Annotated in this window: 22 protein-coding genes; 13 read left to right on the forward strand and 9 right to left on the reverse strand. The window is 63.0% G+C overall.

Annotation, left to right across the window (positions count from 1 at the left end; all coding sequences use genetic code 11):
- Positions 1-4: 4 nt before the first annotated feature.
- The 6 genes from KAZ48_00285 to KAZ48_00310 form a co-directional block, all read right to left on the reverse strand.
- Positions 5-928, reverse strand: coding sequence for an SDR family NAD(P)-dependent oxidoreductase (locus KAZ48_00285; protein MBP7971206.1), 924 nt, complete (start codon positions 926-928; stop codon positions 5-7).
- Between the two features lie 65 nt (positions 929-993).
- Entirely contained in the window at positions 994-1,437 is a 444-nt protein-coding gene (locus tag KAZ48_00290; GenBank protein ID MBP7971207.1) for an SRPBCC family protein, read from the reverse strand.
- A 137-nt stretch (positions 1,438-1,574) separates the two neighbouring features.
- Positions 1,575-3,470, reverse strand: a complete 1,896-nt coding sequence (locus KAZ48_00295; GenBank protein MBP7971208.1) for an acetyltransferase — start codon at positions 3,468-3,470, stop codon at positions 1,575-1,577.
- Positions 3,471-3,597: 127 nt separating this feature from the next.
- A complete protein-coding gene (locus KAZ48_00300; GenBank protein MBP7971209.1) occupies positions 3,598-6,726 on the reverse strand; it encodes an error-prone DNA polymerase in 3,129 nt (1,042 codons plus the stop codon).
- A 53-nt stretch (positions 6,727-6,779) separates the two neighbouring features.
- Positions 6,780-8,348, reverse strand: coding sequence for a DNA polymerase Y family protein (locus KAZ48_00305; protein ID MBP7971210.1), 1,569 nt, complete (start codon positions 8,346-8,348; stop codon positions 6,780-6,782).
- On the reverse strand, positions 8,348-9,055 hold the full coding sequence (locus tag KAZ48_00310) for a hypothetical protein (protein ID MBP7971211.1): 708 nt from the start codon (positions 9,053-9,055) through the stop codon (positions 8,348-8,350). The genes KAZ48_00305 and KAZ48_00310 overlap by 1 nt, the downstream gene beginning before the upstream one ends.
- 154 nt (positions 9,056-9,209) lie before the next feature.
- Between KAZ48_00310 and KAZ48_00315 the strand changes: the two genes are divergently transcribed.
- The 3 genes from KAZ48_00315 to KAZ48_00325 are packed head-to-tail and all read left to right on the forward strand — an operon-like array spanning position 9,210 to position 12,485.
- A complete protein-coding gene (locus KAZ48_00315; protein ID MBP7971212.1) occupies positions 9,210-11,015 on the forward strand; it encodes a DUF2207 domain-containing protein in 1,806 nt (601 codons plus the stop codon).
- Between the two features lie 49 nt (positions 11,016-11,064).
- On the forward strand, positions 11,065-11,631 hold the full coding sequence (locus KAZ48_00320) for a LemA family protein (protein ID MBP7971213.1): 567 nt from the start codon (positions 11,065-11,067) through the stop codon (positions 11,629-11,631).
- A gap of 5 nt (positions 11,632-11,636) precedes the next feature.
- The gene (locus KAZ48_00325) at positions 11,637-12,485 is read left to right on the forward strand and encodes a hypothetical protein (GenBank protein MBP7971214.1); all 849 of its coding nucleotides are present in this window, start codon (positions 11,637-11,639) and stop codon (positions 12,483-12,485) included.
- 43 nt (positions 12,486-12,528) lie between these two features.
- On the opposite strand, the gene KAZ48_00330 is transcribed toward KAZ48_00325, so the two are convergent.
- A complete protein-coding gene (locus tag KAZ48_00330; GenBank protein ID MBP7971215.1) occupies positions 12,529-13,323 on the reverse strand; it encodes an SGNH/GDSL hydrolase family protein in 795 nt (264 codons plus the stop codon).
- A 217-nt stretch (positions 13,324-13,540) separates the two neighbouring features.
- On the opposite strand from KAZ48_00330, the gene KAZ48_00335 reads away from it, so the two are divergent.
- The 3 genes from KAZ48_00335 (at position 13,541) to KAZ48_00345 (ending at position 16,456) form a co-directional block, all read left to right on the forward strand.
- Positions 13,541-14,068, forward strand: a complete 528-nt coding sequence (locus KAZ48_00335) for a DUF3145 domain-containing protein (protein ID MBP7971216.1) — start codon at positions 13,541-13,543, stop codon at positions 14,066-14,068.
- 74 nt (positions 14,069-14,142) lie between these two features.
- On the forward strand, positions 14,143-15,681 hold the full coding sequence (locus KAZ48_00340) for an MFS transporter (GenBank protein MBP7971217.1): 1,539 nt from the start codon (positions 14,143-14,145) through the stop codon (positions 15,679-15,681).
- The gene (locus KAZ48_00345; protein MBP7971218.1) at positions 15,566-16,456 is read left to right on the forward strand and encodes a pirin family protein; all 891 of its coding nucleotides are present in this window, start codon (positions 15,566-15,568) and stop codon (positions 16,454-16,456) included. The genes KAZ48_00340 and KAZ48_00345 overlap by 116 nt, the downstream gene beginning before the upstream one ends.
- 16 nt (positions 16,457-16,472) lie before the next feature.
- On the opposite strand, the gene KAZ48_00350 is transcribed toward KAZ48_00345, so the two are convergent.
- Complete coding sequence (locus tag KAZ48_00350) at positions 16,473-17,231, reverse strand: IclR family transcriptional regulator (protein ID MBP7971219.1); 759 nt, start codon at positions 17,229-17,231, stop codon at positions 16,473-16,475.
- A gap of 113 nt (positions 17,232-17,344) precedes the next feature.
- Between KAZ48_00350 and leuC the strand changes: the two genes are divergently transcribed.
- From leuC to KAZ48_00365, 3 genes are all read left to right on the forward strand, one after another.
- A complete protein-coding gene (gene leuC, locus KAZ48_00355) occupies positions 17,345-18,757 on the forward strand; it encodes a 3-isopropylmalate dehydratase large subunit (protein ID MBP7971220.1) in 1,413 nt (470 codons plus the stop codon).
- 24 nt (positions 18,758-18,781) lie between these two features.
- The gene (gene leuD, locus KAZ48_00360; GenBank protein ID MBP7971221.1) at positions 18,782-19,369 is read left to right on the forward strand and encodes a 3-isopropylmalate dehydratase small subunit; all 588 of its coding nucleotides are present in this window, start codon (positions 18,782-18,784) and stop codon (positions 19,367-19,369) included.
- Positions 19,370-19,562: 193 nt separating this feature from the next.
- On the forward strand, positions 19,563-20,156 hold the full coding sequence (locus KAZ48_00365) for an HU family DNA-binding protein (GenBank protein MBP7971222.1): 594 nt from the start codon (positions 19,563-19,565) through the stop codon (positions 20,154-20,156).
- Positions 20,157-20,250: 94 nt separating this feature from the next.
- Here KAZ48_00365 and cofC read toward each other — a convergent pair whose 3' ends face one another.
- Positions 20,251-20,937, reverse strand: coding sequence for a 2-phospho-L-lactate guanylyltransferase (gene cofC / locus KAZ48_00370; protein ID MBP7971223.1), 687 nt, complete (start codon positions 20,935-20,937; stop codon positions 20,251-20,253).
- Positions 20,938-21,119: 182 nt separating this feature from the next.
- Between cofC and KAZ48_00375 the strand changes: the two genes are divergently transcribed.
- The 4 genes from KAZ48_00375 to KAZ48_00390 all read left to right on the forward strand — a co-directional run bounded on the left by KAZ48_00375 (position 21,120) and on the right by KAZ48_00390 (position 24,784).
- Positions 21,120-21,842: a 1-acyl-sn-glycerol-3-phosphate acyltransferase gene (locus tag KAZ48_00375; protein ID MBP7971224.1), complete on the forward strand. Its 723-nt coding sequence runs from the start codon at positions 21,120-21,122 to the stop codon at positions 21,840-21,842.
- 84 nt (positions 21,843-21,926) lie between these two features.
- On the forward strand, positions 21,927-22,943 hold the full coding sequence (locus KAZ48_00380; protein MBP7971225.1) for an NAD(P)-dependent glycerol-3-phosphate dehydrogenase: 1,017 nt from the start codon (positions 21,927-21,929) through the stop codon (positions 22,941-22,943).
- 15 nt (positions 22,944-22,958) lie between these two features.
- Positions 22,959-24,071, forward strand: a complete 1,113-nt coding sequence (locus KAZ48_00385) for a D-alanine--D-alanine ligase (protein ID MBP7971226.1) — start codon at positions 22,959-22,961, stop codon at positions 24,069-24,071.
- Positions 24,068-24,784: an N-acetylmuramoyl-L-alanine amidase gene (locus tag KAZ48_00390; protein MBP7971227.1), complete on the forward strand. Its 717-nt coding sequence runs from the start codon at positions 24,068-24,070 to the stop codon at positions 24,782-24,784. Before KAZ48_00385 ends, KAZ48_00390 begins: the two co-directional genes overlap by 4 nt.
- Positions 24,785-24,790: the final 6 nt, after the last annotated feature.

The raw sequence follows: 24,790 nt of genomic DNA on the forward strand, positions 1-24,790 counted from the left end.
ATAGTCAGCTAGTGGGAGTCCCGGTACCGGTGTCGCGGCTCACGCGATCCCACAGTGCCTCCGCTTGGGCCTGACCTGTGATTGTCCACGGGACCTTGCTGGTCTGGCGGACCCTTCGGTCAAGCCAGAGTTTTCCGTTGATCGCCTCGGCCTCCGCAGCGTTGGTCAGCCAGCAGATCGTGTCCGAACCCTGTTCGGGGGTTCGCAGCAGCGGACCAACGATGGAGTGGAAGCGGGGAAGTGACGAGGCCACGCCGGGGGTGTCCGCCCAACCCGGGTGCACAGCGTGGAAGACGGCAACCCCCGGATACCTTCGGGCCCATTGCTCGGTGAGCACCACCTGTGCTCGCTTTGCTCGGGCATAGGCAACGACTCCGTCGTAGTCGTCAGCGGCCATCTGTACCTTCTGAGCGTCGAGCCGTTCTGAGTACATGCCGCCGGAGGTCATCGTCAGCACCCGAGAGCGACCCGATTGCCGAAACGAGGGCAACAAGTCGTGGGTCATCCGGAACGGACCGAGGACGTGGCACGCGTACGTCACCTCGAAGCCGTCAGAGGTGGTTGTGTAGTCAGCCAGCAGGGCTCCCGCGTTATGGATCAAGACATCAACTGGCCCTGCTTTTCGAACGGCTGCTGATGCGGTTGCCACTTCACCGAGTTCGGACATGTCTGCGATGACCACCTGGACGTGTCCATCACCGCGCCGAGCAAGGTCATGGGCGGTCGCTTCAGTCCGATCGGCACTGCGTCCCACGAGCACCAAGTCTGCGTTCAGCGACGCCAAGCGCTCAGCTGTTGCGCGACCGAGTCCGGAGGTCGGGCCAGTGATGACCACGCGGACTCCGGTCATGTCTGTCAGTGGGCCCCAGTGCTGGGTCTTACTCCGAGCAGCGAATCCCACGCTCGTGAAGCTCCCGGCGACCGTCACCTCGAGAGCCTTGTCGAGCAGATTTGCGCCGACCGAGCCAACTGAACCAGTCGACGGTAGGCCGATCATCGCGCTGCGGCGGCGCGCAATGCCCTGCGCATGCCCGCCTCTGCTCGTCGGCCGACGAGCTGGAACGTCACGTTGAGCGCCGGGTCGAGAACCTTGCGAAGACCGTTCAGTTCGAGCAGAGCGTCATACGTGACCGCCGATCCCAGCGGGGTCGGTGCCGTGCTAATCACGTCGTAGGAACGGAAGTCTCGGGTGCGGGCTTCCAACACCGCTCGATGATCAAAATCCCACTCAAGTACCTCATACTCAAGCGGGATGCGACGAGGCCCGAATGCGGTGACCACCCGGAATCGAGAACCGACGCCCAGCTGGCCGGAGTCGAGGCGCTCAGCTGAGACTACGCCGGGGTCCCAATCGGCGATATTGCTGAAATCGGCCACGAGGGCATGAGCCGCCGAGGGACTTGCTGCTGATTCAACGGTCGTCCGAAAGTGCGCCATTGAGCCACTATGGCAAGGTGCCGTGCGAGCTCCGACTCCGGTCTGTCCCCCGACGTCGTCGTCCGGATCGATCGCGACTGATGGCTGGCTTGCTCACGCTCTGCCGGTGGGGTGGCGGCGGCAGTTGGTTCCGGCAGTCACGGAGCCGTAATGGCGTCACCGATCGTGGCTGCGTAGGCCCGTCCCCCCGCCATCGTCAGGTGAGTGCCATCGAAGACGAAGTACTCCCGATGGCCTGCTGACGCTGCGGCCCAGTCGGCAACCCGCACGTTGGGGAACTGCGCAGCGGCCGCCTGGATCGAGTTATTCGAGTCGGCCATCCACTTGTTCGGCATGTGGGTCGAGACCAGCACCACCCGCTGGCGGTCGGAAAGGTCACGAAGAAGGGGGAACAGGTCCTGCTTGTAGGCCGGACCGTTAGTCCCGGCGTGTATCACGACGACCGATGCGAGCTTGCCGGCGGCCTTGCGTTGGCGAATGCGCTGGTACATCTCGGTGGCCTGCCGACTCACAGCCGCGTCAAGCGTGGCCTTGGGAAGATCGCGCTCGACTGCAACCCGAGCCCCGAGCATCACTGAGTCACCGACTGCGGTGACCTTCAGAGTGTTCAGGTCAGCGCCTGGACCAACGACTTGGGATGGGTCGGCCACGTTGCTATCAGTTGCATTTGTCGACTGTGATCCATCGGCCGTGCCGCTCTCCGTTGACGGTTGCTGCGGCGTGAGGACCTCGTCACCGACGGCGGTGGCTCCGCCGAGGTAGGTGTTGGCGTCAACGGGGGTGATCGAGCGCACGCCCATTGTCAGGCCGGCGATCAGGGTGAAGCTGGCCGCAGCGACGATCGCCACTCGACCGATCGCGAAGGGAATCCCTTCGCTGCGCCATTGCTGCCAGATGCGACCGAGCGCACCGTCGCGGACTGGCATTTCGACGTAGCGGTAGGAAAGCTCCGCCAGCAGCAATGTCAGCGACATCTGCAGGATGAACGCGGCCAGGCCGGTCCAGCCGATATCAATGCCAGGGCGCAGCACCATGAAGATCGGCCAATGCCAAAGGTAGAGGCCGTAGGATCGCTCGCCCAGGTATCGCAGTGGCTGCATACCCAGGATCTGCGACGCCGAGACGGCGGGGTGGCTGGCTACCGCGATCAGAACCGCACAGGCGACTGAGAAGATGAGGAATCCACCTCGGAACAGCAGTGTCGACCCCTCGGCGACATTGGCGTAGGACCAGATGATTGCCGCGAGGGCGCCAGCGCCAATTGCGGTGAGGATCGCCGTCGGCGCGAGCGCAAGTCGGCGGGGTAACGCTGACGGTCGCCACACCGTGGCAAGTGCGGCGCCGGCCAGGATTCCCATGGCGTGTGTATCGGTACCGAAGTACAGCCGGCTCGGGTCGGCCTCGCCAGGCATGTTCATCACGAAACTGAGCACCGTCATGAGCAGGGTGGAAACGATCGCGCCGATGATGGCCACGCGCCGCACACCGCCACGACCGCGCCAGCGATAGGCGAAGAACAGTACTGCCGGCCAGATGACGTAGAACTGCTCTTCGATCGCCAACGACCACAGATGCAGCAGCATGGGTGGTCGGCCGGTGGCCTCGAAATACGACTGGCCGCCGAAGATATTCGCCCAGTTGGTCACGTAGGTGAGGGCGGGAAGTACGTCTGTGCGGAAGCGTTCTGCTGCGTCGTGGGCGAACAACAGGACAAGTACTGCCGTGAATGCCAGGACGAGGAAGAGCGCTGGAAGCAGCCGCCGTGCCCGACGCAGATAGAACTGGCCGAACTTGATCCGCCCGTACTGGCGCATCTCCGTCAGCAAGATGGAGGTGATGAGGAAGCCGGAGAGGACGAAGAAGACATCGACGCCGAGGAATCCGCCGGGTAGCCAGGTGGCCGATCCGTGGAAGACGAGCACCCCGAGGACAGCGATCGCGCGGATGCCGTCGAGGGCGGGAATGTGTTTGGGGGCAGGCCACGAGGACGGGGGAGCGCTAGGCGCGCTGATCCGCGGCATCGTTTGTGTCATAGGACTTCCCGGCCGTTGTGCTTGTCGTCTCGACGAGCGTAGAACCCTGCGTGCCGTCGGCTGGGTATTGACAGGGCCGACTCAAGGCGGATATAGGTGCGGAGTCCGACGGTGGGCGTTGGCGCGTTCAATGGAAGTCCCGAGACGCGGGCGCGGCGGTGATCTGCAGATCCTCAAGCTCGCGGGCGACGATGTTGATGGCGCCGTCAGCGCTCTCCACGGTGCCGCGGACGAGCATGGCCACGGACGTGCGCGCAATGCTGCGCTGCTTGGTCCAGAGGTGTTGGGAACACACCACGTTGATCAGACCGGTTTGGTCCTCCAGATTGATGAACGTCACGCCCGCCGCCGTCTCGGGTCGCTGCCGGTGAGTCACGATTCCGGCCACGGTTACCCGGGAACCATGCCGACGGCCGACCAGTTCGGCTGCCGGCACAACGGGGTAGCCGACGAGCCGCTGGCGCAGCAACTCCATCGGGGAGGAGTCCACTGTGACTCCGGTGGTTTCCAGATCGGCGATGAGTAGGTCATCGGCCGACATCGTCGGCAGCGTGGGCGCTTGATCCCCGATGGCCATGTCGGCGAACTGGCCTGCGGTGTGGCTACTGACAGCGCCAGCGCTCCAGAGGCTGGCCCGACGGTCGTTGTTGTCGAGGCTGGCGGTGGCCCCAGCCGTTGCCAACACCTCAAGTTGGGAACGACTCAATCCGGTGCGGACAGCCAGATCATCCAAACTGCGGAAAGGGGATTCAGCGGCTATCCGCGCTGCGACCTCGGCCCCAATCCCCTTGATGCTGGTGAGTCCTAGCCGCACGACGGAGGCAACAGGATCACGGGCAAGCGTTGCCTCGGCGTGACTGAAGTTCACGTCCGGCCGAGCCACGGTGACACCGTGCCGACGAGCATCAGATATCAACGTGGCAGGTGACCAGAAGCCCATCGGCTGGGAATTGAGCAAACTGGCCAGGAAGGCTGCCGGATAGTGCAATTTGAGCCACGAACTGGCGTAGACCAGGTAGGCAAACGAGGCGGCGTGTGATTCTGGGAACCCGAAGCTGGCGAATGCGGCCAATGAATGAAAGACCTGATCAGCGACTGAGCCGGTGAGCCCTCGCTCGGCCATGCCGGCATAGAGGCGTTCCCGCAGTGCCTCCATCCGCTGGGCGGACCGTTTGGAACCCATTGCCTGGCGCAACTGGTCGGCGTCGGCTGGGCTGAAACCGGCGACATCGATCGCCATCTGCATCAGCTGCTCCTGGAAGATTGGCACGCCCAGGGTCTTGCGAAGCGAAGGTTCCAGGAGGGGATGCAGGTAGGTGATCGGTTCCTGGCCGTTGCGTCGCCGCAGATATGGGTGGACGGAGCCGCCCTGGATAGGTCCTGGCCGGATTAGCGCCACCTCGACGACTAGGTCGTAGAAGTTGCGAGGCTTGAGGCGGGGAAGAGTCGCCATCTGCGCTCGGGACTCGATCTGGAAAACCCCGACCGTGTCTGCCGCGCAGAGCCGTTGGTAAACCGCGTCCTCCTGCGGCATGGTCGCCAGATCGACGCTGACGCCGTGGAAGTCCTTTACCAAGTCCATGGTCCGGTGCAGCGCCTCCAACATCCCGAGGCCAAGTAGGTCAAATTTGACCAGGCCAACGGCGGCACAGTCCTCCTTGTCCCACTGCAGCACGGTTCGCCCCGGTGCGGTCGCCCACTCAACCGGACACACCTCGATCACGGGGCGATCACAGATGACCATGCCCCCCGAATGCACGCTCAGGTGTCGGGGGAAGTCGAGTAGCTGACCGGCCAACGTGACCACTTCCGGTGGAATCGTGGACTCGGGAGTCAGGCTCGAGTGGGAACGACCGTGGTACTCCATGCTGGAGGTCCAGGAGTCGGCGCTGCCCTGTTCGTACCCGAGTGCCCGGGCGGCATCGCGAACCGCCGAGCGAGGCCGGTAGGTATTGACGTTGGCAACCTGCGCGGCGTGATGGCGACCGTGTCGTTCGTAGACGTATTGAATGACTTCTTCCCGACGCCCACTCTCGATATCGATGTCGATGTCCGGCGGGCCATCGCGAGCGGGGGAGAGGAACCGTTCAAACAGCAGGCCGAGTGCCACCGGGTCGCAGTTGGTGATTCCCAGCGAGTAGCAAACCGCCGAGTTGGCGGCCGATCCTCTGCCCTGACACAGAATGTCGGACCGTCGACAGAACTGCACAATGTCCCAGACGATAAGGAAGTAGCCGGGAAAATCGAGATCTTCGATGATCGCTAATTCGTAGTCGATCTGCTTCCACGCGCCGGGTACCCGTTCGTGATCGCGAGGACCGTAGAGAGCGGTAGCGCCGACCTCGGTCAGTTCCCGCAGATAGCTCGCCTCGTTGTGACCGTCGGTGACGGGAAAGTCGGGTAGGCGGGGAGCCACTAGTCGCAGATCGAAAGCGAGTTCCTGACCAAGCGCGTGGGCGCGATCCACGGCACCGGGGTAGGCAGCGAATCGACGCCGCTGTTCGGCCGCCGAGCGCAAGTATCCAGCCGGTGAAGCGGGCAACCAGCCATCCATCGCGCCAAGGTCTCGGCGAGCCCGGATTGCTGCGGTCGCGGTCGCAAGCGGGTGTTGCCCTGGGCTCGCGTAGTGGGCATTGGTGGTCGCAACGGTCGGCAGATTCCGCTGTTGCGCGAGGCGAGTGAGTTCGTCGTTGCGGTCATCGTCGGTCGGGTCGTGGTGATTCCACAGTTCCACCATGAGGTTGTCGCGGCCGAACACCTCAATGAGCTCGTCCAGTGCTCGACCGCCGCTGGCCGAACCTTGCCGTGCAAGTCGGTTCGGCACAGTTCCCTTCCGGCAACCGGTCGACACCAACCATTGATCGTCGTGCGCATCGGCCAAGTCCCATAAGTTGAGAACCGGCCTGCCCTTGGATCCGGCCAGATTGGCAGTCGCGATCGCCCGACTGAGGCGTGCGTAGCCGACCGGATTACGAGCCAAGACGAGTAAATGTTCACCCTCGGGGTCGGCTAAACCATTAGGTCGTTGGGTGGCGCCGATGGTGAGTTCAGCGCCGAACACGGTGGGTAAGCCGACTTTGCGAGCAGCCTCAGCAAATTTGACGACGCCATAGAAACCGTCATGGTCGACCAAACTCAAGGCAGATAAGTCGAGTCGGACCGCCTCGGCGACCATGTCTTCCGGTGAGCTGACGCCATCGAGGAAGCTGAAGTAGGAATGGGCATGAAGCTCGGCATACCCGCTGCTATCAGCCATTGATTCTTCCTCGCTGACGGCGCTTCGTCGCAGTAGTTCGCCGACGTGATGACCTAGTCATAAGTGGCCTCGATCCACCATTGGTTGCTTCGCACGATGCAGAGATGGGCACTGTGATCGGTGGCCTCCCGGTTGGTGGTCAGCAGTTGAAACCGTGCCTGCCGACGATGGGTGGGTGGGTCCCACCAACGTTCGTCGGCGAGCCAGGGCCCGGCCCAGGCGGTGATGGCTCGCCACTGCCCGCCAGGTACCTGGATGCGCGTGGGGGTATCGCTGATATCGCCTCGACTGCTGATCCCCACTGGGCCGTTGCCACCGTGGACCTTCACCGGAACTGGCACCGGATGGATCAGAGCGGGGGCAGGCGGTGGAATCACCCCCGGCCACGGCATGGTTGGTGGGGCGGTCGGAGTCGGTTCACCCCAGGGGACGAGTTGCGTCTGCTCGGTGGGGGAGCGCCCACCCCGTGTCACCGCAGTCATGACGCCATCGGGGCCGAGTAGGCCGCGCACTCGATCAATCCCACGGATAGCTCGACGATCCCGCTCGGACAGTTCTCCCCAGAGGCTGATCTGTAGGTCGGCACAGTCGGCGACCTCGTCGGCCGCCAACCGCAGTACGGCGATGCCAGCGGTGGGAACGGGATCGCTTCCACCCGGCTCAAGCCAGCCCGTTAGTTGCCAGCGAACACGCTCCACAATGGTGCTGACATCGAACACTGTGGTTGCTCGCCACAACCGTGACAACACTTCCGCGTGTTCGGTCTCTACCTCGATTCGTAGCTGCGTGCAGGCTAAACCGCGGCGGGTCAATAGTGCGATGAGGTCCTCTGCCAGTGGCCGCGCGGCGAAAGCTGCCATCGCAACTTGTTGTGCGGGTGGGTCTAACTCCGTGCTGACCAGCAATGGTTCGGCCTGCTCGTGGATAGCCAATGGTCGATCGGTAAACCCAGCCGCCAGGCGATGGGCGGCGGCCGCTGCTGTGCCAAACCGGGACAGGACCGCAGCTGCTGGTAGCGCGGCGAATTGGCCTAGCGTGTGCAGACCGAGCCGACGCGACAAGGTGGTGAGTTCATCAATGCCAAGGGTCGCGATCGGGAAGGGCGCCAAGAAATCGCTGGTCTGACCGGCCGGGACTACATGGACCGGAGTTGGTGGCTGATCCGGTGGTTGAGTGCTGGCGGCCAGTTGAGCAGCGAAGCGACTGTCGGCAAGGCCAATCCGAACCAGATCGGTGCCTTCTGGTAGCACCTCACTGACTGATTGCTGCAGTCGTTGCGCCAACTGCGATTCGTCGCCGTAGTAGCGTGCCGGCCCATCCGCCGCGATAGTGCACAGCCCGGGACTGGTCACCTCAAGTCGGGGGACAGCGAGGGTCAGGGCAGCGACCACAGGCTCAAAGGAGGTGATGTCTCGTTGCGGTTCGTCATCGAGGATGACGACGAGGGGGCTGTGCCGCTTCGCCTCTCGCCGACGTTGTCCCACCTGCACGCCCTCTCGGCGCGCTGCTGCCGAACAGGCCACTACCTGTCCGCCGGTGATAACTGCGACCGGTTCGGTGGGCCGATACCCGGCAGCCGTCACTGACCAGTCGGGAAACCACGCGGCGAGGAAACGCGCCATCAGCGACCTGCCCGTAGTTGACCCACTCGCCGTGGGCCGTTGAGGCGTCGACCGGCAGTCGCAACGGTGATGCAGCGATGGCGGAGGGAGCCGTGCCCCACCCGCAGACCCTGCCAATCGACCTCGGTTGCCTCGACGGTGAGATCGGGGGACTCCGGCCAGCAGGCGGTCGGTGAAGTTCCTGGGGACATGGCGGTCGATGTCCAGCCGTCCACGATGATCAACACACTCTGTCGCTGCCGAGCGCGAGCAAGTAGTCGCCGAGCATCGGTTGGGCGACAACGCTTGGGTGGGCTCAACACCACGATGTCCAGGCAGTCCAGCAGCGCCGCGGTGACATCGAGCCAAGGTGTTCCTGGATCGGGGACTAGCGCCAAATGATCTAGCGTGACACCAAGTTCTGCCGCTGCCAGTGCACTCAACTCGGGAATTCCGATTACTGCTGCCCAGCTTCCAGCCGCCATGGGCCCGGCAAGTAGTCGCAGGAGTAGTGAGGTTCGACCGGATCGGCCAGCGACCCCGACGCAACCACCCCGTTTCAAGACCCCACCAGGCAACAACTCACCCAACTCCGGAACGAGTTGAAGGTGGCCGTCGAGAACCGCTGAGCTGTTCGGTTGTTCGCCAGGGCGGTAGCTAACCGGACGCGCAGAATCGATCAATTCAGCGGTTTTCGCCGGTAGAGGGGTAGCCGTAGCGAGTGCCATGAAGGAAGTTTATCGAACATATGTTCGAACACCATGGTCTCTTTGGCCCATTTAGGGGATGGTCGGCTGCGATTGCTCGTGAGTCAAAGCAATGCAAGAGGAATAGACTGATCACGCCCAGTGGGTGTTGGGTTGCTTGGCCGATGGGAGTGTCATGTCCGGTAAGCGAGTGTTCTTCTTAGTTCTGCTGGTCGTTGGGGCGCTGATCGGTCTGCTGCACCCGCTGGTTACCGGCAGCAGTTCCAGCGGAACTGTCTCCGAAGTGACCACCATCAGCAAATACACCGGCGACATTCAGGTTGCTGCCGACGGCAACATGACCGCCACCGAAACCATCGCAGTGAACTTTCCCGTTGCCCGCCATGGCATCTTCCGGTACTTCGACGTCCAAGATCCTTCTGATCCGCACGTCCGCTACATCCCCACGATCAAGTCGATCACCATGGACGGCGCCGCTGCGCAATACAGCACGAGCTGGGAAAAGGGTAAGCAGTTCTACGTCGCCAAAATCGGCGATCCCGATGCCTTACTCAATACCGGCACGCACACCTACGTCATTTCCTATTCGATCCCCGGAGTCATCTCACCGACGAGCGCCGGCAAAGACAAAACCTTCGCCACGACCATGGGGACCGCTGCAACGCCGCCCCAATCGGTCTTCTTCTGGAATGTGATCGCCAACGGATGGCAAATGACCATCAAGCAGGCAGATGTTCAGATTTCGCTGCCCGCCGCGAGTGAGCAAGTGCAGTGTTCCGCTGGCACCGGCACCGGCGCCAACGCAGCCGCAGGACCCTGCAAGGTCACCGGTGCCGGCACGCAGACCCTGAATGTCTCGGCCGCCGGGATCCCACCATTCACTGGCATGACTGTTCGGGCTGGCCTGCCCACACCGGCCCCCGCGCGCACGACCGTGCCGTGGTCGGTGGCGTGGGATCCCATCCTCGGCCGCAACCTGCCAGTCGTCATCATCGTGGTCCTACTCACTGGCGTGGGCCTGGTGGTCGGTTTCCTCTGGGCCCGCAAATCCAAGGAGGACGAACCGGGTTTCCCTGTCATGTATGCGCCACCGGAAGGCCTCGGCCCACCTCAGGTTGTATACATGGCCAGCGAAGAGACTGGCAAGCACGCCCTGGCCGCGACGTTGTTCTACTTGGCGGACAAACGCCTGGTCACGTTGGAGCAGCGGGGCGACAAGTCCTGGCTGGTAACCGGCGCTGGCACACCGGAAATGTGGAACGGCATCGACGGAACCACCATTGCCGTCGCCACCAAACTGGGGGTCACGGCACCGGGATATTGGTTCCTGGCCGACCGCACCAAGGCCTCTGGTGAGGTTCTTGCTGGCGCAAAGTCAGAAATCGGCAGCGCGACGAAGAACTGGGCCAAGAGCGGCGGATTCGTCAAGACCAGTGGCATCGAAATGCTCGGCAAAGCACTCTGGTTCGCCGCTTTCGTCCTCGCCATCGTGGGCTTCATTGGTTTTGTCGGGCCAACGATGCTTGGCTTGCCCTTCGCCGGATTCGCCATCGGTGGGTTCGGCCTGCTGGCCACCGGCGTGGGCACCCGCCGAACAGACACGGGCCGGGACTTGTGGTCGCGCTCGGTCGGATTCGAACGGCTCCTGTCGACACCGTCGTCGCAGGATCGGTTCGATTTCGCCGCCAACAAGGATCTGTTCATCAGCTACATCCCGTTTGCCGTTGCGTTCGGTGTGGCGGACAAGTGGGCAGAGAAGTACCGGATGTACACCAACAGCGAACCTCCGCTGCCCTTCTGGTACCCGTACGGCTACGGGGTATGGGGCAATCCGTACGACGCGGGCGGTAGTTTCGGTTCTGACTTCGACTCCACGCTGTCTGCTTCAATCAGCACCTACCAAGCCTCGCAGTCCTCATCCAGTGGTGGCGGCGGCGGAATGGGCGGCGGCGGCGGCGGTGGCGGCGGCGGGTCCTGGTGAGTCCACGTAACGATAGGTTTCGACTTCAGAGCGAACGGGAGTGGTCCGAATGACGATAGTCCTGATCATCATCATCGTGTTGATCGTGCTGGCAGCGATCTTTGCGGTGGTTGGCTTCAACAAGCTTCGCAGAGCTGATATCTCGGCCCAGGAGGCGCTCGGCGGCATCGACGTGCAATTGACTCGCCGTGCTGACTTGGTGCCCAACCTGGTCGAGACAGTGAAGGGCTACGCCTCCCACGAGAAGGGCGTATTCGAGGCCGTGACCGAGGCTCGGGCGCAGGTCAGTAAGGCGGCCGCCAGCGGCACTGTCGAACAGAAGGCAACCGCCGAGGCAGCGTTGGATCGTTCTCTGGTCAACGTCATGGCGGTAGCGGAGAACTACCCCGACCTCAAGGCGTCGACGAACTTCCTGCAACTGCAGGGCCAGCTCAGCGACACTGAGAACCAGTTGGCGTTCGCCCGGCAGTACTACAACGACGCTGTTTCCCGCCTGAATACCCTGGTCGTGACGATGCCATGGATGTTCTTCAACGGGTTCGCCAAAGTCAGCAAGCGCGACTTCTACCAGGCGCCGGAAGGCCAGGCCTCGCCGCCACAGGTGTCGTTCAGCTAGGCGGAGTGGCCACCACGATGTCGTCGGTGGATGCCGCGTCATCACCAGCGGAGGCTTGGTACCCGGGCAGTCCCTACGACCCCGACGATTCAGTACCCGGGTTGACCACGCCGTTGCCCTTCTTCTTGACCGACCATGCGCGGTCGATTGCCACCTTTGGTTGTCTGGCGGCGGCGTGGCCGTGGTTGTCCACCGCGCCGAGGGCCCACGGTCAGCCAGTGTTGGCGCTGCCCGGCTTCGGCGCCGGCGACATCTCCACTCTCCCTTTGCGCCGTTACCTGAAGAGACTCGGATACAACGTCTCTGGGTGGGGCTTTGGGGTCAACGTTGGTCCGACGCGCAGAGTGCTGAAGGGTCTACTACCGCTCGTCGAGCAGTTGGCTGACCAGTTTGGCCAGCCTGTGTCGATCGTGGGCTGGAGCCTAGGAGGTGTATTCGCCCGCGCGGTCGCCCGGCAGACCCCGGATGCTGTTCGCCAAGTGATCACCATGGGTAGCCCGTATGCGCTGAACCATCCGCGGCAAGCCCGCTCCGTGCGCCTGTACTCTCGGTTCACTCGCTTCCACGCGTTGCCGCACGAGATGCCCGAGCATGAGTCCGTGCTGCCGCCACTGCCGGTGCCCTCTACGTCGATCTACTCACGCCTCGACGGCATCGTCGATTGGCGCGCTTGCGTCGAACCAGCCGACGACACCCACGAGAACATCTCCGTCTGGTCGAGTCACCTCGGCTATGGCCATGACCCTGCGGTGCTGTGGGCTGTGGCTGATCGGCTGGGTCAACGCGAAGGAACCTGGGAGCAGTTCCGGCCACCGTTGGTTGCTCGCGCGCTCTATCCCACCCCGTTTGGGTAGCTGGCCTCGCCAGCGCTTGGTGCCTCGACCGGTATCCGTTTGACTACATCGGTTCGAAGGTGGGGCGCTTGGGGTCAACGTCGTCGCCGGAGCTGCGGCCGGTGACCCGGCGACCGATCCAGGGGGCAAGGTGTTTGCCTGTCCATCGGGCATGGCCGCGCAGGGCCTGGGCTCGGGAGAGCGGGTCGGTGGGTTCCAGCGGTGCCCGCCAGGATCCATCGCCGAGTCCGAGGACCTCCAGCGCGGCCGCGGCGGCTCGCTCGTGTCCCGAAGCGTTGAGATGGAGTCGGTCCTCGGCCCAGAAGCGCGGATCATCGAAAGCTGTCTCCGGCCAGAAGTCGAGCATGTAGCACTGCTGGTCATGGGCTATGGCGAGCAGGATCTCTCGGTACTCAGCGAGCCGTCTGGTGATCGTGCGCAGACTGGCTGATCGCCGGCTTGGGTTGCCGAATGACACGAGTAGGACATCGGTACCGTGTGCTTTCGCGTCGCGAACGGCGTCCTCCATCAACTCGGCAGTAGCGGGTAGGTCCCAGGACGTGCGCATCGCGTCGTTGACACCAGCGGCGATGCTCAGCAAGTCAGGTTCGAGGGCGATAGCAGCCGGAACTTGCTCGCTCACGATCGCTGGAACTCTTCGACCTCGGATCGCAAGGTTCGCGTAGTGGAAATCCGGGTTGATAGCGCCGAGCTGCTCGGCGAGCCGGTCGGCCCAACCGCGGTGGCGGCCGTCGGTTCCGGGATCCTCGAGGCCTTCGGTGAAGGAATCACCTACCGCTACAAAGCGGCTCCACGTGTGTGGCGCCTCGTTCGGAGGCCCGTCGGGGGTTGAGATCATCCCGACAGGCTAACGAGCCGAACCGATCGAGCCGCATTGGCATCGGCCGATCGTCTCGGGCACTCGTCGAACCATCCGAACCGGGAGCCACGCCAGTGGCCAGAGGGTTGGGGAATCGAGATCGCATGGGTATGCTGCCACAAACGCCTGGACTTCAAGGGCTCACAGGACGCTGGGGAAGGCGAACCTGAGAGCAAGGAGGTCAAAGGTGTCAGTCATGCACCCTGTTTCGGTGCGGAGTGGTTCTGACGTGCCCGCTTTGCGTGGTGTGGTCTTCATTCACTCCTGCCCGCGATCCTTGCTGCCCCACGTCGAATGGGCACTGGCCAATCTGCTCGGAACGAGCTTTCGGCTCAACTGGTCCGCGCAGCCCGTCTTGCCGGGGACTCATCGCGCGGACTCCGCATTCACGGCTGCAGCCGGAATGGCTGGCCAGATCGCGTCAGAACTGCGGGCTTTTCCGGGGCTTCGCTTTGAGGTCACGCAGAACCCAGGAGTTCACACCGAAGGGGAGCGGTACGCCTGCACGCCCAGCCTGGGAATCTTCCGTGGGTCAATGGGTGCTCACGGTGACGTCGTGGTCAACGAGGAGCAACTGCGGTCGGCGATGTCGAGGGCATCCGGTGGTGCGGACCTGGCGTCGCAGATTCAGGCGCTGATCGGCACGGCGTGGGACGAGGAGTTGGAAGTGTTCCGATACGCCGGGGACGGCGCACCGGTGCGCTGGATGCACGACGTCGGCTAGATCCCTGTCTGCAGTGTCTGCAGTCAGTTCTGGTCACTGGGTGATCATTGGCTTCGTTGCACCATGATGGGCCGGTGAGCCAGGAATCCGTGCCGGTCGGGCAGCGAGACCCGCGCAGGTGGTGGGCCCTAGCTGCTCTGAGCCTGGCAGTTCTGCTGGTCGCGGTCGATAACACGATTCTGGCGCTGGCAATTCCGAGCCTGTCTGCCGATCTGGCTCCAACTCCCACCGAGTTGCTGTGGATCGGCGACATCTACTCGTTCGTGCTCGCCGGTCTGCTCATCACGATGGGCAACATCGGCGACCGCATCGGACGCAAGCGGTTACTGATCATCGGACTGGTGTTTTTCGGGCTGGTCTCGGTGCTCGCGGCGTTCTCGCCGACAGCAGCCACGCTGATCGCATCGCGGGCGCTGCTCGGCGTTGCTGGCGCGACGCTCATGCCTTCCACACTGTCGCTTATTCGCCACACCTTTCCCGACGCCAAGGAGCGAAGCTTCGCAATCGGGGTATGGGCCGCCGTGGCTGCTGCCGGTGGTGGACTCGGTCCGTTGCTCGGCGGCGTCCTGCTGGAGCACTTCTGGTGGGGTTCGGTGTTCTTGGTCAACGTGCCCATCGTGATCGTGATCATTGGCATCGGCTGGTGGGCGCTGCGCGAGTCGCGCAATCCGAACCCGGGGCCGATCGACCTTCTCAGCGTGGCGCTCTCGCTGGTGGGAATCATCGCGTTCATCGCCGGTGTCAAGGAACTGGCGATCTCCGGGCTGGGGAACACCGATGCGTGGGCGATGCTGGTGGTCGGGATCGCGTTGATGGTGTGGTTTGCGCGTAGACAGTTGTATCTGGAAACCCCCTTGATCGACATCAGGCTGTTCAGGATCCCGGCCTTCGGCGGAGCGGTTTCCGCCGACCTGATCAGCGTTTTCGGGCTGATGGGGGTGTATTTCTTCCTCGCTCAGCAATTCCAGCTTGCCCTTGGCGATAGCCCGTTGCAGGCAGGCTTCCAGTTGCTGCCGGCAGAAATCGGCGCGCTCGTCGGCGCATTGAGTGCGAGTCGCATCATCGCCATCTATGGCCGGCGGATGGCAATTGGTGGTGGCATCACCCTGGGTGCGTTCGGTCTGTTGATCTTGGGCCTGGTTCACGCGACTGGGGTTGCACCGGTGACCTTCGCGATCGTGCTGGTCGGCCTCGGCTTCGGGGTCTCCCTCACCGGGACGTCGGATGCGATTCTGGCGGCGGCCCCACCGGATCGGGCGGGTGCTGCCGCAGCGGTGTCCGAGACTGCCTACGAGCTAGGCGCCGCGCTCGGAATTGCCATCCTGGGGACCGTCCTCGGTGCGTACTACCGGGCAATTGTGGTCGTACCGGCGGGCTTGCCAACCGATGCCAGCGCGGCAGTGGACGACTCCCTGAGCTCAACCGTTGGGGCAATAGCGGAGCAGCCGCAAGACATTGCCGACCAGATGTTGCTCGCAGCCCGCACGGCCTTCACCGATGCCTTCAGCGTCACCAGCATCGTTGCCGCAGTCATCTGTTTCGCAGGTGCCATCGTCGCCTTCCGAGTCTTGCCGACCAAGGCGGAGGAACGGCAGGTCCTCATTGACCACTGAAGGCGGGGGCGCTCGGTCGGGCCGTGTTGGCGCCAAGGTCGTCGTCGTGCCGGCGCTCCAGCGTTTCTCGACAGACACGCAGTGGCTGACCTCGCGGCACTCGTTCTCGTTCGGGCAGCACTACGACCCCCTGAACACTCACTTCGGCCATTTACTCGTCTCAAACGATGATGTCGTTGCGCCGGGAACCGGGTTTGACACCCACCCGCACCGAGACATGGAGATCGTGACCTGGGTCCTGTCTGGTTCCTTGGTTCACCAGGACTCAGCGGGAAACAGCGGAGTTATCTACCCGGGCCTGGCGCAACGGATGAGCGCAGGACGGGGGATTCACCACTCGGAGAAGAACGACTCGTGGCGGATCGACGGTCACGAACACGCCGAACCAGTGCACTTCGTGCAGATGTGGGTCGCACCCGAGCAGCGTGGAATCGAACCTAGCTACCAGCATCTCGACATCTCCAACGAGCTTGATGGGGGCGAACTCGTGGTGGTCGCGTCAGGACTGCCCAAGCACGCCGACGTCCGTGCCATTGCCCTTCGTCAGCGGGGCGCGGGTCTACTGGCCGGCAGACTCCCGGCGGGGCGGCGCAGTCAGTTGCCGGACGCACGGTTCTTGCACGTCTTTGTTGCGCGTGGGCAGATTCAACTGGAAAGTGGGCAGATCCTGCTCACCGGCGATGCGGCCAGGATTACCGATGCAGGACAACTCAGCATAGTCGCGGGCGAACCCGGTGCCGAGGTCTTGGTATGGGAGATGCACTCCTCGCTGTAGCCAACGCCTGTCGGCGCTACTTGCGTCTGGCTGACGACCCACCAGGAGAACCTCGCCGAGCAGCTTCGGACAGCTTGTCCGCCGCCGCCAACACCTGTGCCGCGTGGAGCCGCCCGGGAGTTCGGCTCAACCGCTCCAGTGGGCCACTGACGCAAATCGCCGCGATCACGCGCCCGCCGGAACCACGAATGGGCGCTGACACACTGGCGACACCCGCCTCGCGCTCGGCAACGCTTTGTGCCCACCCGCGCTTCCTGACCGTGACCAACTCGCTGGCAGAAAAGCGCGCGTCCTGCAGGCCATTGTTGATTCGCTCGGGATCTTCCCACGCCAGCAGCACTTGAGCAGCTGACCCTGCGTTCATGGAGAGAACTGATCCAACCGGGACGGTGTCGCGCAGGCCTGAGGAACGCTCCGCCGCCGCAATACATATCCGTTGGTCACCACGGCGCTTGTACAACTGGGTGCTTTCGCCCGTCTGCTGGCGCAGCACATTGAGGATCGGAGCGGAGGCAGCCAGCAGTCGATCGTCGCCACTGGCAGCGGCGAGTTCCGCGAGGCGGGGCCCGAGGGTGAAACGACCCTTGGCGTCACGGCCGATGAGCCGATGGTGCTCCAGGGCCATGGCGAGTCGATGCACGGTAGGCCGGGGGAGTTTGGTCGTTGAGACCAGCCCCGCAAGGTTTAGTGGCCCATCTTCGAGGGCACCAAGCACTAGGACGGACTTATCAATAACGCCCACCCCGCTGCCGGCCGAATCCTCGAAAATGTCCATACAATGATACTGCTGTCTCGCATAGTGAGACGTCAAGTCCACGAATGGGTGAAAGGGTGCGCACAATAGCGATCCGCCCGCCAACGACGGGTCTTGGTCGAGCAGGAGGAATCATGGGCCGCACATTGGCGCAGAAGGTGTGGGATCAGCACGTTGTCCGGAGTGCGGCTGGCGAACCAGATCTGCTCTACATCGACCTTCACCTCATCCACGAGGTGACCAGTCCACAGGCATTTGATGGCCTTCGTGAGGCTGGGCGTCCGGTGCGTCGCCCCGAGCTGACGGTAGCGACCGAGGATCACAACGTTCCGACCGTGGATATCGACAAGCCGATAGCCGATCCCGTATCGCGCACCCAGGTGGAGACCCTGCGACGCAACTGCGAGGAGTTCGGCGTGCCCATCTATTCGCTGGGAAACGTTGAGCAAGGCATCGTGCACGTCGTCGGTCCGCAGTTGGGTCTTACTCAACCGGGCATGACGGTCGTGTGCGGGGACAGCCATACGTCCACACACGGAGCGTTCGGTGCCTTGGCATTCGGCATCGGAACCAGCGAAGTCGAGCACGTCCTGGCGACGCAGACCCTGCCGTTGAAGCCCTTCAAGACAATGGCGATAACTATCGATGGTGCGTTGCCGGAGGGTGTCACGGCCAAGGATCTGATCCTGGCGGTGATTGCCGAAATCGGCACCGGCGGTGGCCAGGGTTTTGTCCTGGAATATCGCGGAGAGGCAATCCGAGCCCTGTCCATGGAAGCCCGAATGACGATCTGCAACATGTCGATCGAGGCCGGAGCGCGGGCAGGCATGATCGCGCCTGACGAGACGACGTTCGCCTATCTGGCGGGTCGACCCAAGGCACCGGTGGGCGCGCAATGGGATGAGGCGATGGCAGCGTGGCGAGCTTTGTCCACCGACGATGATGCCGAGTTCGACGCTGAGGTGGTCATCGACGCGTCCTCGCTCTCGCCATTCGTCACCTGGGGCACCAACCCGGGCCAGGGCGTGCCCTTGTCGGCGAGCGTGCCAAACCCGGCTGACTTTACCGATCCCGGCCAGGCCGCTGCGGCCCGTCGAGCACTTGAGTACATGGGACTCGAAGCCGGAACACCACTTCGAGACATCGCCGTTGACACGGTGTTTCTTGGCTCGTGCACGAACGGTCGGATCGAAGACCTGCGAGCGGCGGCCGACGTTGTCCGCGACCGCAAGGTGGCAGACAACGTCACCATGCTGGTTGTCCCTGGCTCGGTTCGGGTGCGCCTTGCTGCCGAGGCCGAGGGCCTGGACAAGGTATTCATCGAAGCGGGAGCCCAGTGGCGTCAGGCGGGTTGCTCAATGTGTCTGGCGATGAATCCGGACAAGTTGACCCCTGGCGAGCGGAGTGCCTCCACCTCGAATCGCAACTTCGAGGGTCGGCAGGGGCCTGGCGGGCGAACGCACCTCGTATCGCCGCCAGTCGCGGCCGCCACCGCCGTCCTTGGCCACCTGGCCGCACCCACCGACCTTGAGCCGCTGGCCGGCTGACGGTCAACAGACTGAGGAGTTGTCATGAAGAAGTTCACGGTTCACACCGGCGTTGGAGTCCCGTTGCAACGCAGCAACGTCGACACCGACCAGATCATCCCGGCCGCCTACCTCAAGCGGGTCACTCGTCACGGATATGAAGATGCGCTCTTCTCGGCTTGGCGCAACGATCCGGATTTCGTGTTGAATGATCAGGCGTTCAGTTCCGGATCGGTGCTGGTGGCCGGACCCGAATTCGGCACGGGGTCCTCTCGCGAACATGCTGTGTGGGCGCTACAGGACTACGGCTTCAAGGTCGTGTTGTCGAGTCGGTACGCGGACATCTTCCGTGGCAATGCGGGAAAGGGTGGACTGCTTGCCGCGGAGGTTGACCAAGCGGTGATTGAGCGATTGTGGCAACTCATGGCCGAGCAGCCCGGTGCGCACATCACGGTCAATCTGGTGGAGCGTCGAGTCCAAGCAGACGGAATTGATGAGCCGTTCATCATTGATGACTATGTGCGATGGCGATTGCTGGAAGGTCTCGATGACATTGGTATCACCTTGCGCCATGAGCCGGACATCACGGCTTTCGAGGCATCGCGGCCGTCGTACTTGCCGACGACCATCTGAAGTCATTCGGTGCGTTCTCGTTGCCTGTTGATCTCGGACGTGGAAGCATGGATGCGCTGTGCGGTAGGCACTTGTGGCGATCTTTCGTCGGGAGCGGTTACGGCGTGGCATCCAATTAGACCTGTGTGCTCCGTCTAGCCTCGCGCTTGCCGGGCACAACAGCCCGGAGAAGCCCCCCGACGGAGGATTTGTTGTGAACAAGGCAGAACTCATTGATCGTGTTGCAGAACGACTAGAGCTCAATCGCAAGCAGGCGCAGGACGCGGTGGAAGAGGTCATTGGTTCCATCCAACAGGCAGTCGCGAGCGGTGAGAAAGTTGCGATCACCGGATTCGGAATCTTCGAGAAGGCGTCGCGACGTGCACGTACGGGGCGCAACCCGTCCACGGGTGCCATCGTCAAGATCAAGGCGACCCACGTTCCACGCTTCCGCGCCGGAGCGGAGTTCAAGAGTGTGGTGAAGACCGGCCGTGCCGCCGCTGCGAAGAAAGCAGCACCGGTGAAGAAGGCAGTGGCGAAGCAGGCGGCGGCAGTTAAGAAGGCCGCACCAGCCAAGAAGGCGCCAGCTAAGAAGGCGCCAGCTAAGAAGGCACCGGCGAAGAAGGCACCGGCGAAGAAGGCGCCAGCTAAGAAGGCGCCCGCCAAGAAGGCGCCCGCCAAGAAGGCACCGGCGAAGAAGGCACCGGCCAAGAAGGCACCGGCCAAGAAGGCACCGGCCAAGAAGGCACCGGCCAAGAAGGCACCGGCCAAGAAGGCACCGGCCAAGAAGGCATCAGCCAAGAAGTGACGTAACGACTTGGCAACAACGCAGGAGCGGGATCGGACCCCAAGGTTCGATCCCGCTCCTGCGTTGTTGGGCGCTTTAAAACCCCGAGCGCGGTTTAGTCCAACAGCAGCGAACCCTGCTGACGCAGGACCCGTCGACTGTTTGGGCCGAGTCCTGATTCGGCAGCGCGCCGGAGATCGTCCGCTGTGTCGACGTCGAGACGAAGTTGCGCGGGAGTGCCGACCGTCAAATCTCGAGCACCCGACCGACGATGCTCCGCGGCCGATCCATCGCCAAACATCGGGCGGAGGAGTTGGTGCGTGTTAGCGGTCAATACCGTGGTGCCAGTGCCTGAATGGTCCGAGACGAAGCAGCGCGGGTAACTGGCCGCCGATGCCAGGGCTTGGTCGATGCTCTCAGGTGTCGCGCAAGCTAGATCGCCCGCAATCACAGCCAAGCGTGCACCCGCGTCCAGTTGGCGGATCCAGTCTTCCGCTCGCCCAAGCGCGGCGTTCAACGAACTGCGTGCGGAATCTGCGCCCTCGTCATCGCGGTCGGTGATTGCTTGCGCCCCCGCTGCTCTAGCTGTCGCCAAGACCGTTGCGTCACCGGAAACAACGAAAACGCGAGTGACGCCTGACGCGGTCAGGCAGGCGTGCAGGACATCCTTGGCGAACGCGAGGGCCAGTGGTGCTCGCTGGCCATCGTGGGATAAACCAAGGCGGCTCTTTGCACGTGCGAGTTCTTTGACCGGCACCACGACGGTCCATCCGCCGCTGTTGTTTGGTTGCTTCGGGTGCACCGTGGAATGGTGTCACTACGGTTCGATGACATCGATGGCGCGTGGCACCGATGTCGGTATTCGGATCGACACAGCGACACAAACCCGGCACGATCAGGCGCAACTAGAAAGGGGGAGATCGCCAAGTGGGAGCGCGCAGGCACGGGGCTCGACACCTCGGTCCGTTCTATCGGTTTGCGGTCATGACCATTGCACCGTTCATGACAGTCTGGACCCGTCGTGAACGCCGCAACCTCGAGATCCTCAGCGCAACCTATCCACCCAACGACGGCGTCATCGTGGCGATCAACCACATGTCCTGGTTCGACCCGATGAATGTGTGCCACACGCTGTGGGACGCCGGGCGGCCACCGCGATTCATGGCCAAGGAGAAGCTGTTCCGGGTTCCTTTTCTCGGACAGATCATGAGCGGCGCAGGCCAGATACCGGTCTTCCGCGAGTCCGACGACCCCAGGGCTGCAATCAGCGCCGCGATTGACGCCATCAACGCGGGCGAGTGCGTCGTCGTCTATCCGGAGGGAACCATGACGCGGGACCCCGAGTACTGGGTCATGAAGGGCAGAACTGGAGCGGCCCACTTGGCGCTGGAGACCGGTGCCCCGGTCATCCCGATGGCCCAGTGGGGTCCCCAGGAGGTGATGGGCGCTTACAAGAACGAATTCAAGATCCTTCCACGCAAACTCATGCGCACGAATGTTGGTCCGCCTGTTGATCTCGACGACTTTCGCGGGAAGGAGATCACCCGCGAGTTGTTACATGAAGCCACCGACCGGATCATTGAAGCGATCACCGTTCTGCTGGCGGAGTTGCGCGGTGAAGACGCACCCCCCGATCATCTTGACTACCGAGAATGGCGCAAGGCCCAGGCCGGAGGTCAACCCGGTTCAGCCACAGCGAGCACATAGCCCGCGACCAGCTAGGCAGTACTACCGACCAGACAGCAACACTCAACCAAAAGAACCACCGAGAAGCACGACAGGAGTCAAGCGATGACACGGGTAACGATTATGGGTAGCGGCTCGATGGGAACTGCCATGGCAATGGTGACCGCTGACGCTGGCGGTGAGGTCGTGACCTGGGCATTGGAACCTGAAGTCGCCGATAGCATCACGCGCTTGCACGAGAACAAGGTCTACCAACCCGGTTTTGAGTTGCCCCCGAGCATTACGTCTACCACTGACCCCGAGGAGGCGCTGCGAGACGCGGAGATCGTCCTCCTGGCGATCCCCTCTCAAACATTGCGTGAGAATCTGAAGGCTTGGAAGAGCTTCATTCCGGAAGGCGCGATCCTGGTCAGCCTGATGAAAGGCATCGAACTCGGAACCTGCCTGCGGATGACCCAGGTCATTGCGGAGGTCGCTGAAGTCTCGCCCGAATACGCCGCCACAATGTCAGGCCCCAATCTGGCCCGAGAGATCGTCCAGCGCCAGCCCGCTGCGACCACGGTTGCGTGCGCGAGCCCCGAGAATGCGCAGAAGTTGGCCCTCGCCGTCACCACGGCATACTTCCGGCCCTACTGGACCCCCGATGTGGTGGGCACCGAGCTGGCCGGGGCGGTCAAGAACGTCATCGCGTTGGCCAACGGCATGGCCTACGGAATGGGATTCGGTGAGAACTCCCAGGCATCCATGATCACCCGTGGTTTGGCTGAGATGTCGCGCCTCGGCGCAGCCCTCGGCGCGAATCCGCTGACATTCCTCGGTCTTGCCGGGATCGGCGACATGATCGCCACCTGCACATCACCGCTGTCTCGTAACCGCACGTTCGGCGAGAACCTGGGCCGCGGGCTCACGGTCGAGGAGACCATCGAGCAAACCAAGCAGACGTGCGAGGGCGTCAAAAGTTGCCAGTCCGTGCTGGACCTCGCCACCCGCAACGGTGTCGACATGCCCATCACCGAACAGGTCGTCCAGGTGGTGCACCACGGGATGCCGCCTCGGGAGATGCTGGGCAACTTGATGTCGCGCGACCCGAAGGCGGAACAAGGAAGCGGTGCAGCGGAATAGCCAGCCGCGGCGCGTATGGTCTGCACCGTGACGTCTGTCGGCTCGAATGTGCGCGTGCGCGTTGCGGTCATTTTCGGTGGCCAAAGCAGCGAGCACAGCATCTCTTGTCTGTCGGCAGCCAGCGTCTTGGCCGCCATCGACCGGACACGGTACGACGTTACGGCAGTCGGGATCAGTCGGACCGGTTCTTGGCACCGCGTCAGTGATGACCCAGCCGACTGGGCTCGCCAGGGTGACAATTTGCCCAGCATCACCGGTGATGAGCCTGCCGCGACGATCGGCTTGGGTCCCAGTGCCACGGCCGGATCTGCCTCGACGATCGATGTCGATGTTGTGTTTCCTGTTCTGCACGGTCCCTTTGGCGAGGACGGCACGATCCAGGGTGCGCTGGAACTGGCCCACGTGCCTTACGTGGGTTCCGGTGTCCTTGCCTCGGCAGCCACCATGGATAAGCAGACGACCAAACTCCTGCTGGCCGCCTTCGGACTGCCGGTCGGCCGTTATGTTGGAATCAGCGACAGCAAATGGACCAGAGACCGCGAGGAGGCGCTTGCGCAGATCGCAACGTTGCGGTTCCCTGTCTTCGTCAAGCCGGCACGGGCTGGATCAAGTGTTGGCATCTCCAAGGTGCACGACCTCGATGCTGTTCCAGCCGCCATCGAGGAGGCCCGCAAACAGGATCACAAACTGATCATCGAAGAGTCGGTGGAGCACGCTCGAGAGATCGAATGTGGGGTCTTGGCCAGCCTGGGCTACGAGCCACCGCTGTCCAGTCGTTGTGCGGAAATCACTGTCCATGGCGGCCACGAGTTCTACGACTTCGCGGCAAAGTATCTGGACGACTCCGCGACCCTGACAGTCCCGGCTGATTTACCCGAAGCGGTCCATAAGGAACTCGGCGAACTCGCCGTTCGGGCGTTCGATGCGCTGGGATGTGACGGTCTGGCGAGGGTCGATTTCTTCCTGACCGAGGACGGTGATGCCGTCATTAACGAGATCAACACCATGCCCGGCTTCACGTCGATCTCGTTGTTCCCACGCATGTGGCAGGACTCAGGCGTCTCCTACCCCGAACTCATCGATCACCTCATCAAAATCGCCTTGGAGCGAGGGACGGGCCTGCAATGACCACGGTTCGAACGTTTGCCACAGTCGGAGTTGCCGCGGTTTCACTACTTCTCGGCGGCATGGTTGGTGAGCCTGCCTTCGGCATAGCATCCATGACCGCGACCGGACCTGCGGCCGAACGCCTGCCGACAATCGCCGGTGCGCCCCGGCCAACGATTGTCGCTGACCCGATTCCCTACGGAGCCAAGCGCAAGCGCCAGATGGCCGGTTACGCGTGGCGGCACTATCGCACGAGGACGTGGAGACTGACCACCGTTAGGCAAATCGTGCTGCACTACACCGTCAGCAACGACTACACCTCCGTCCACAACTTCTTCGCAAACAACTCTCGCGGGCTGGGCCCAGCTGGGAGCAAACCGGAAAGTCCAGGCAACTGCACACACTTCGTCGTCGCAAAGTCCGGCAGGATCTACCAGCAAGCGCCCCTGCGGATCATGTGCAGGGGGGCGATCGGACTTAACCACCGCAGTATCGGCATCGAGTTCGTCGAGATGCGTTCAGCGAACAACATCCTGGCCCGCAAACGACAGGTGCGCGCAGGCCAGGCCCTCGTTCGGTGGTTGCAGGCGAAGTACCGGGTGAGGTCCTCGGACGTTATTGGACACGCCATGGTCAATCGGTCCAGGTTCTTCGTTGACTACGAAGGCTGGCACAACGATCACTCCGATTGGCGCACCGGCCAGGTACGCAAATTCCGCCGTGGTTTGCGGTAACGGCAC

It is taken from the genome of Candidatus Nanopelagicales bacterium, assembly GCA_018003655.1.
Classification (GTDB): Bacteria; Actinomycetota; Actinomycetes; order S36-B12; family UBA10799; genus JAGNDY01.

Excerpts from the sequence above, each read along its gene's own strand:
- KAZ48_00290 (MBP7971207.1), bottom strand. The coding sequence starts at position 1,437 with ATGGCGCACTTTCGGACGACCGTTGAATCAGCAGCAAGTCCCTCGGCG.
- KAZ48_00295 (MBP7971208.1), bottom strand. The coding sequence starts at position 3,470 with ATGACACAAACGATGCCGCGGATCAGCGCGCCTAGCGCTCCCCCGTCC.
- KAZ48_00300 (MBP7971209.1), bottom strand. The coding sequence starts at position 6,726 with ATGGCTGATAGCAGCGGGTATGCCGAGCTTCATGCCCATTCCTACTTC.
- KAZ48_00305 (MBP7971210.1), bottom strand. The coding sequence starts at position 8,348 with ATGGCGCGTTTCCTCGCCGCGTGGTTTCCCGACTGGTCAGTGACGGCT.
- KAZ48_00310 (MBP7971211.1), bottom strand. The coding sequence starts at position 9,055 with ATGGCACTCGCTACGGCTACCCCTCTACCGGCGAAAACCGCTGAATTG.
- KAZ48_00315 (MBP7971212.1), top strand. The coding sequence starts at position 9,210 with ATGTCCGGTAAGCGAGTGTTCTTCTTAGTTCTGCTGGTCGTTGGGGCG.
- KAZ48_00320 (MBP7971213.1), top strand. The coding sequence starts at position 11,065 with ATGACGATAGTCCTGATCATCATCATCGTGTTGATCGTGCTGGCAGCG.
- KAZ48_00330 (MBP7971215.1), bottom strand. The coding sequence starts at position 13,323 with ATGATCTCAACCCCCGACGGGCCTCCGAACGAGGCGCCACACACGTGG.
- KAZ48_00335 (MBP7971216.1), top strand. The coding sequence starts at position 13,541 with ATGCACCCTGTTTCGGTGCGGAGTGGTTCTGACGTGCCCGCTTTGCGT.
- KAZ48_00345 (MBP7971218.1), top strand. The coding sequence starts at position 15,566 with ATGCCTTCAGCGTCACCAGCATCGTTGCCGCAGTCATCTGTTTCGCAG.
- KAZ48_00350 (MBP7971219.1), bottom strand. The coding sequence starts at position 17,231 with ATGGACATTTTCGAGGATTCGGCCGGCAGCGGGGTGGGCGTTATTGAT.
- leuC (MBP7971220.1), top strand. The coding sequence starts at position 17,345 with ATGGGCCGCACATTGGCGCAGAAGGTGTGGGATCAGCACGTTGTCCGG.
- leuD (MBP7971221.1), top strand. The coding sequence starts at position 18,782 with ATGAAGAAGTTCACGGTTCACACCGGCGTTGGAGTCCCGTTGCAACGC.
- KAZ48_00375 (MBP7971224.1), top strand. The coding sequence starts at position 21,120 with ATGACCATTGCACCGTTCATGACAGTCTGGACCCGTCGTGAACGCCGC.
- KAZ48_00380 (MBP7971225.1), top strand. The coding sequence starts at position 21,927 with ATGACACGGGTAACGATTATGGGTAGCGGCTCGATGGGAACTGCCATG.
- KAZ48_00385 (MBP7971226.1), top strand. The coding sequence starts at position 22,959 with ATGGTCTGCACCGTGACGTCTGTCGGCTCGAATGTGCGCGTGCGCGTT.
- KAZ48_00390 (MBP7971227.1), top strand. The coding sequence starts at position 24,068 with ATGACCACGGTTCGAACGTTTGCCACAGTCGGAGTTGCCGCGGTTTCA.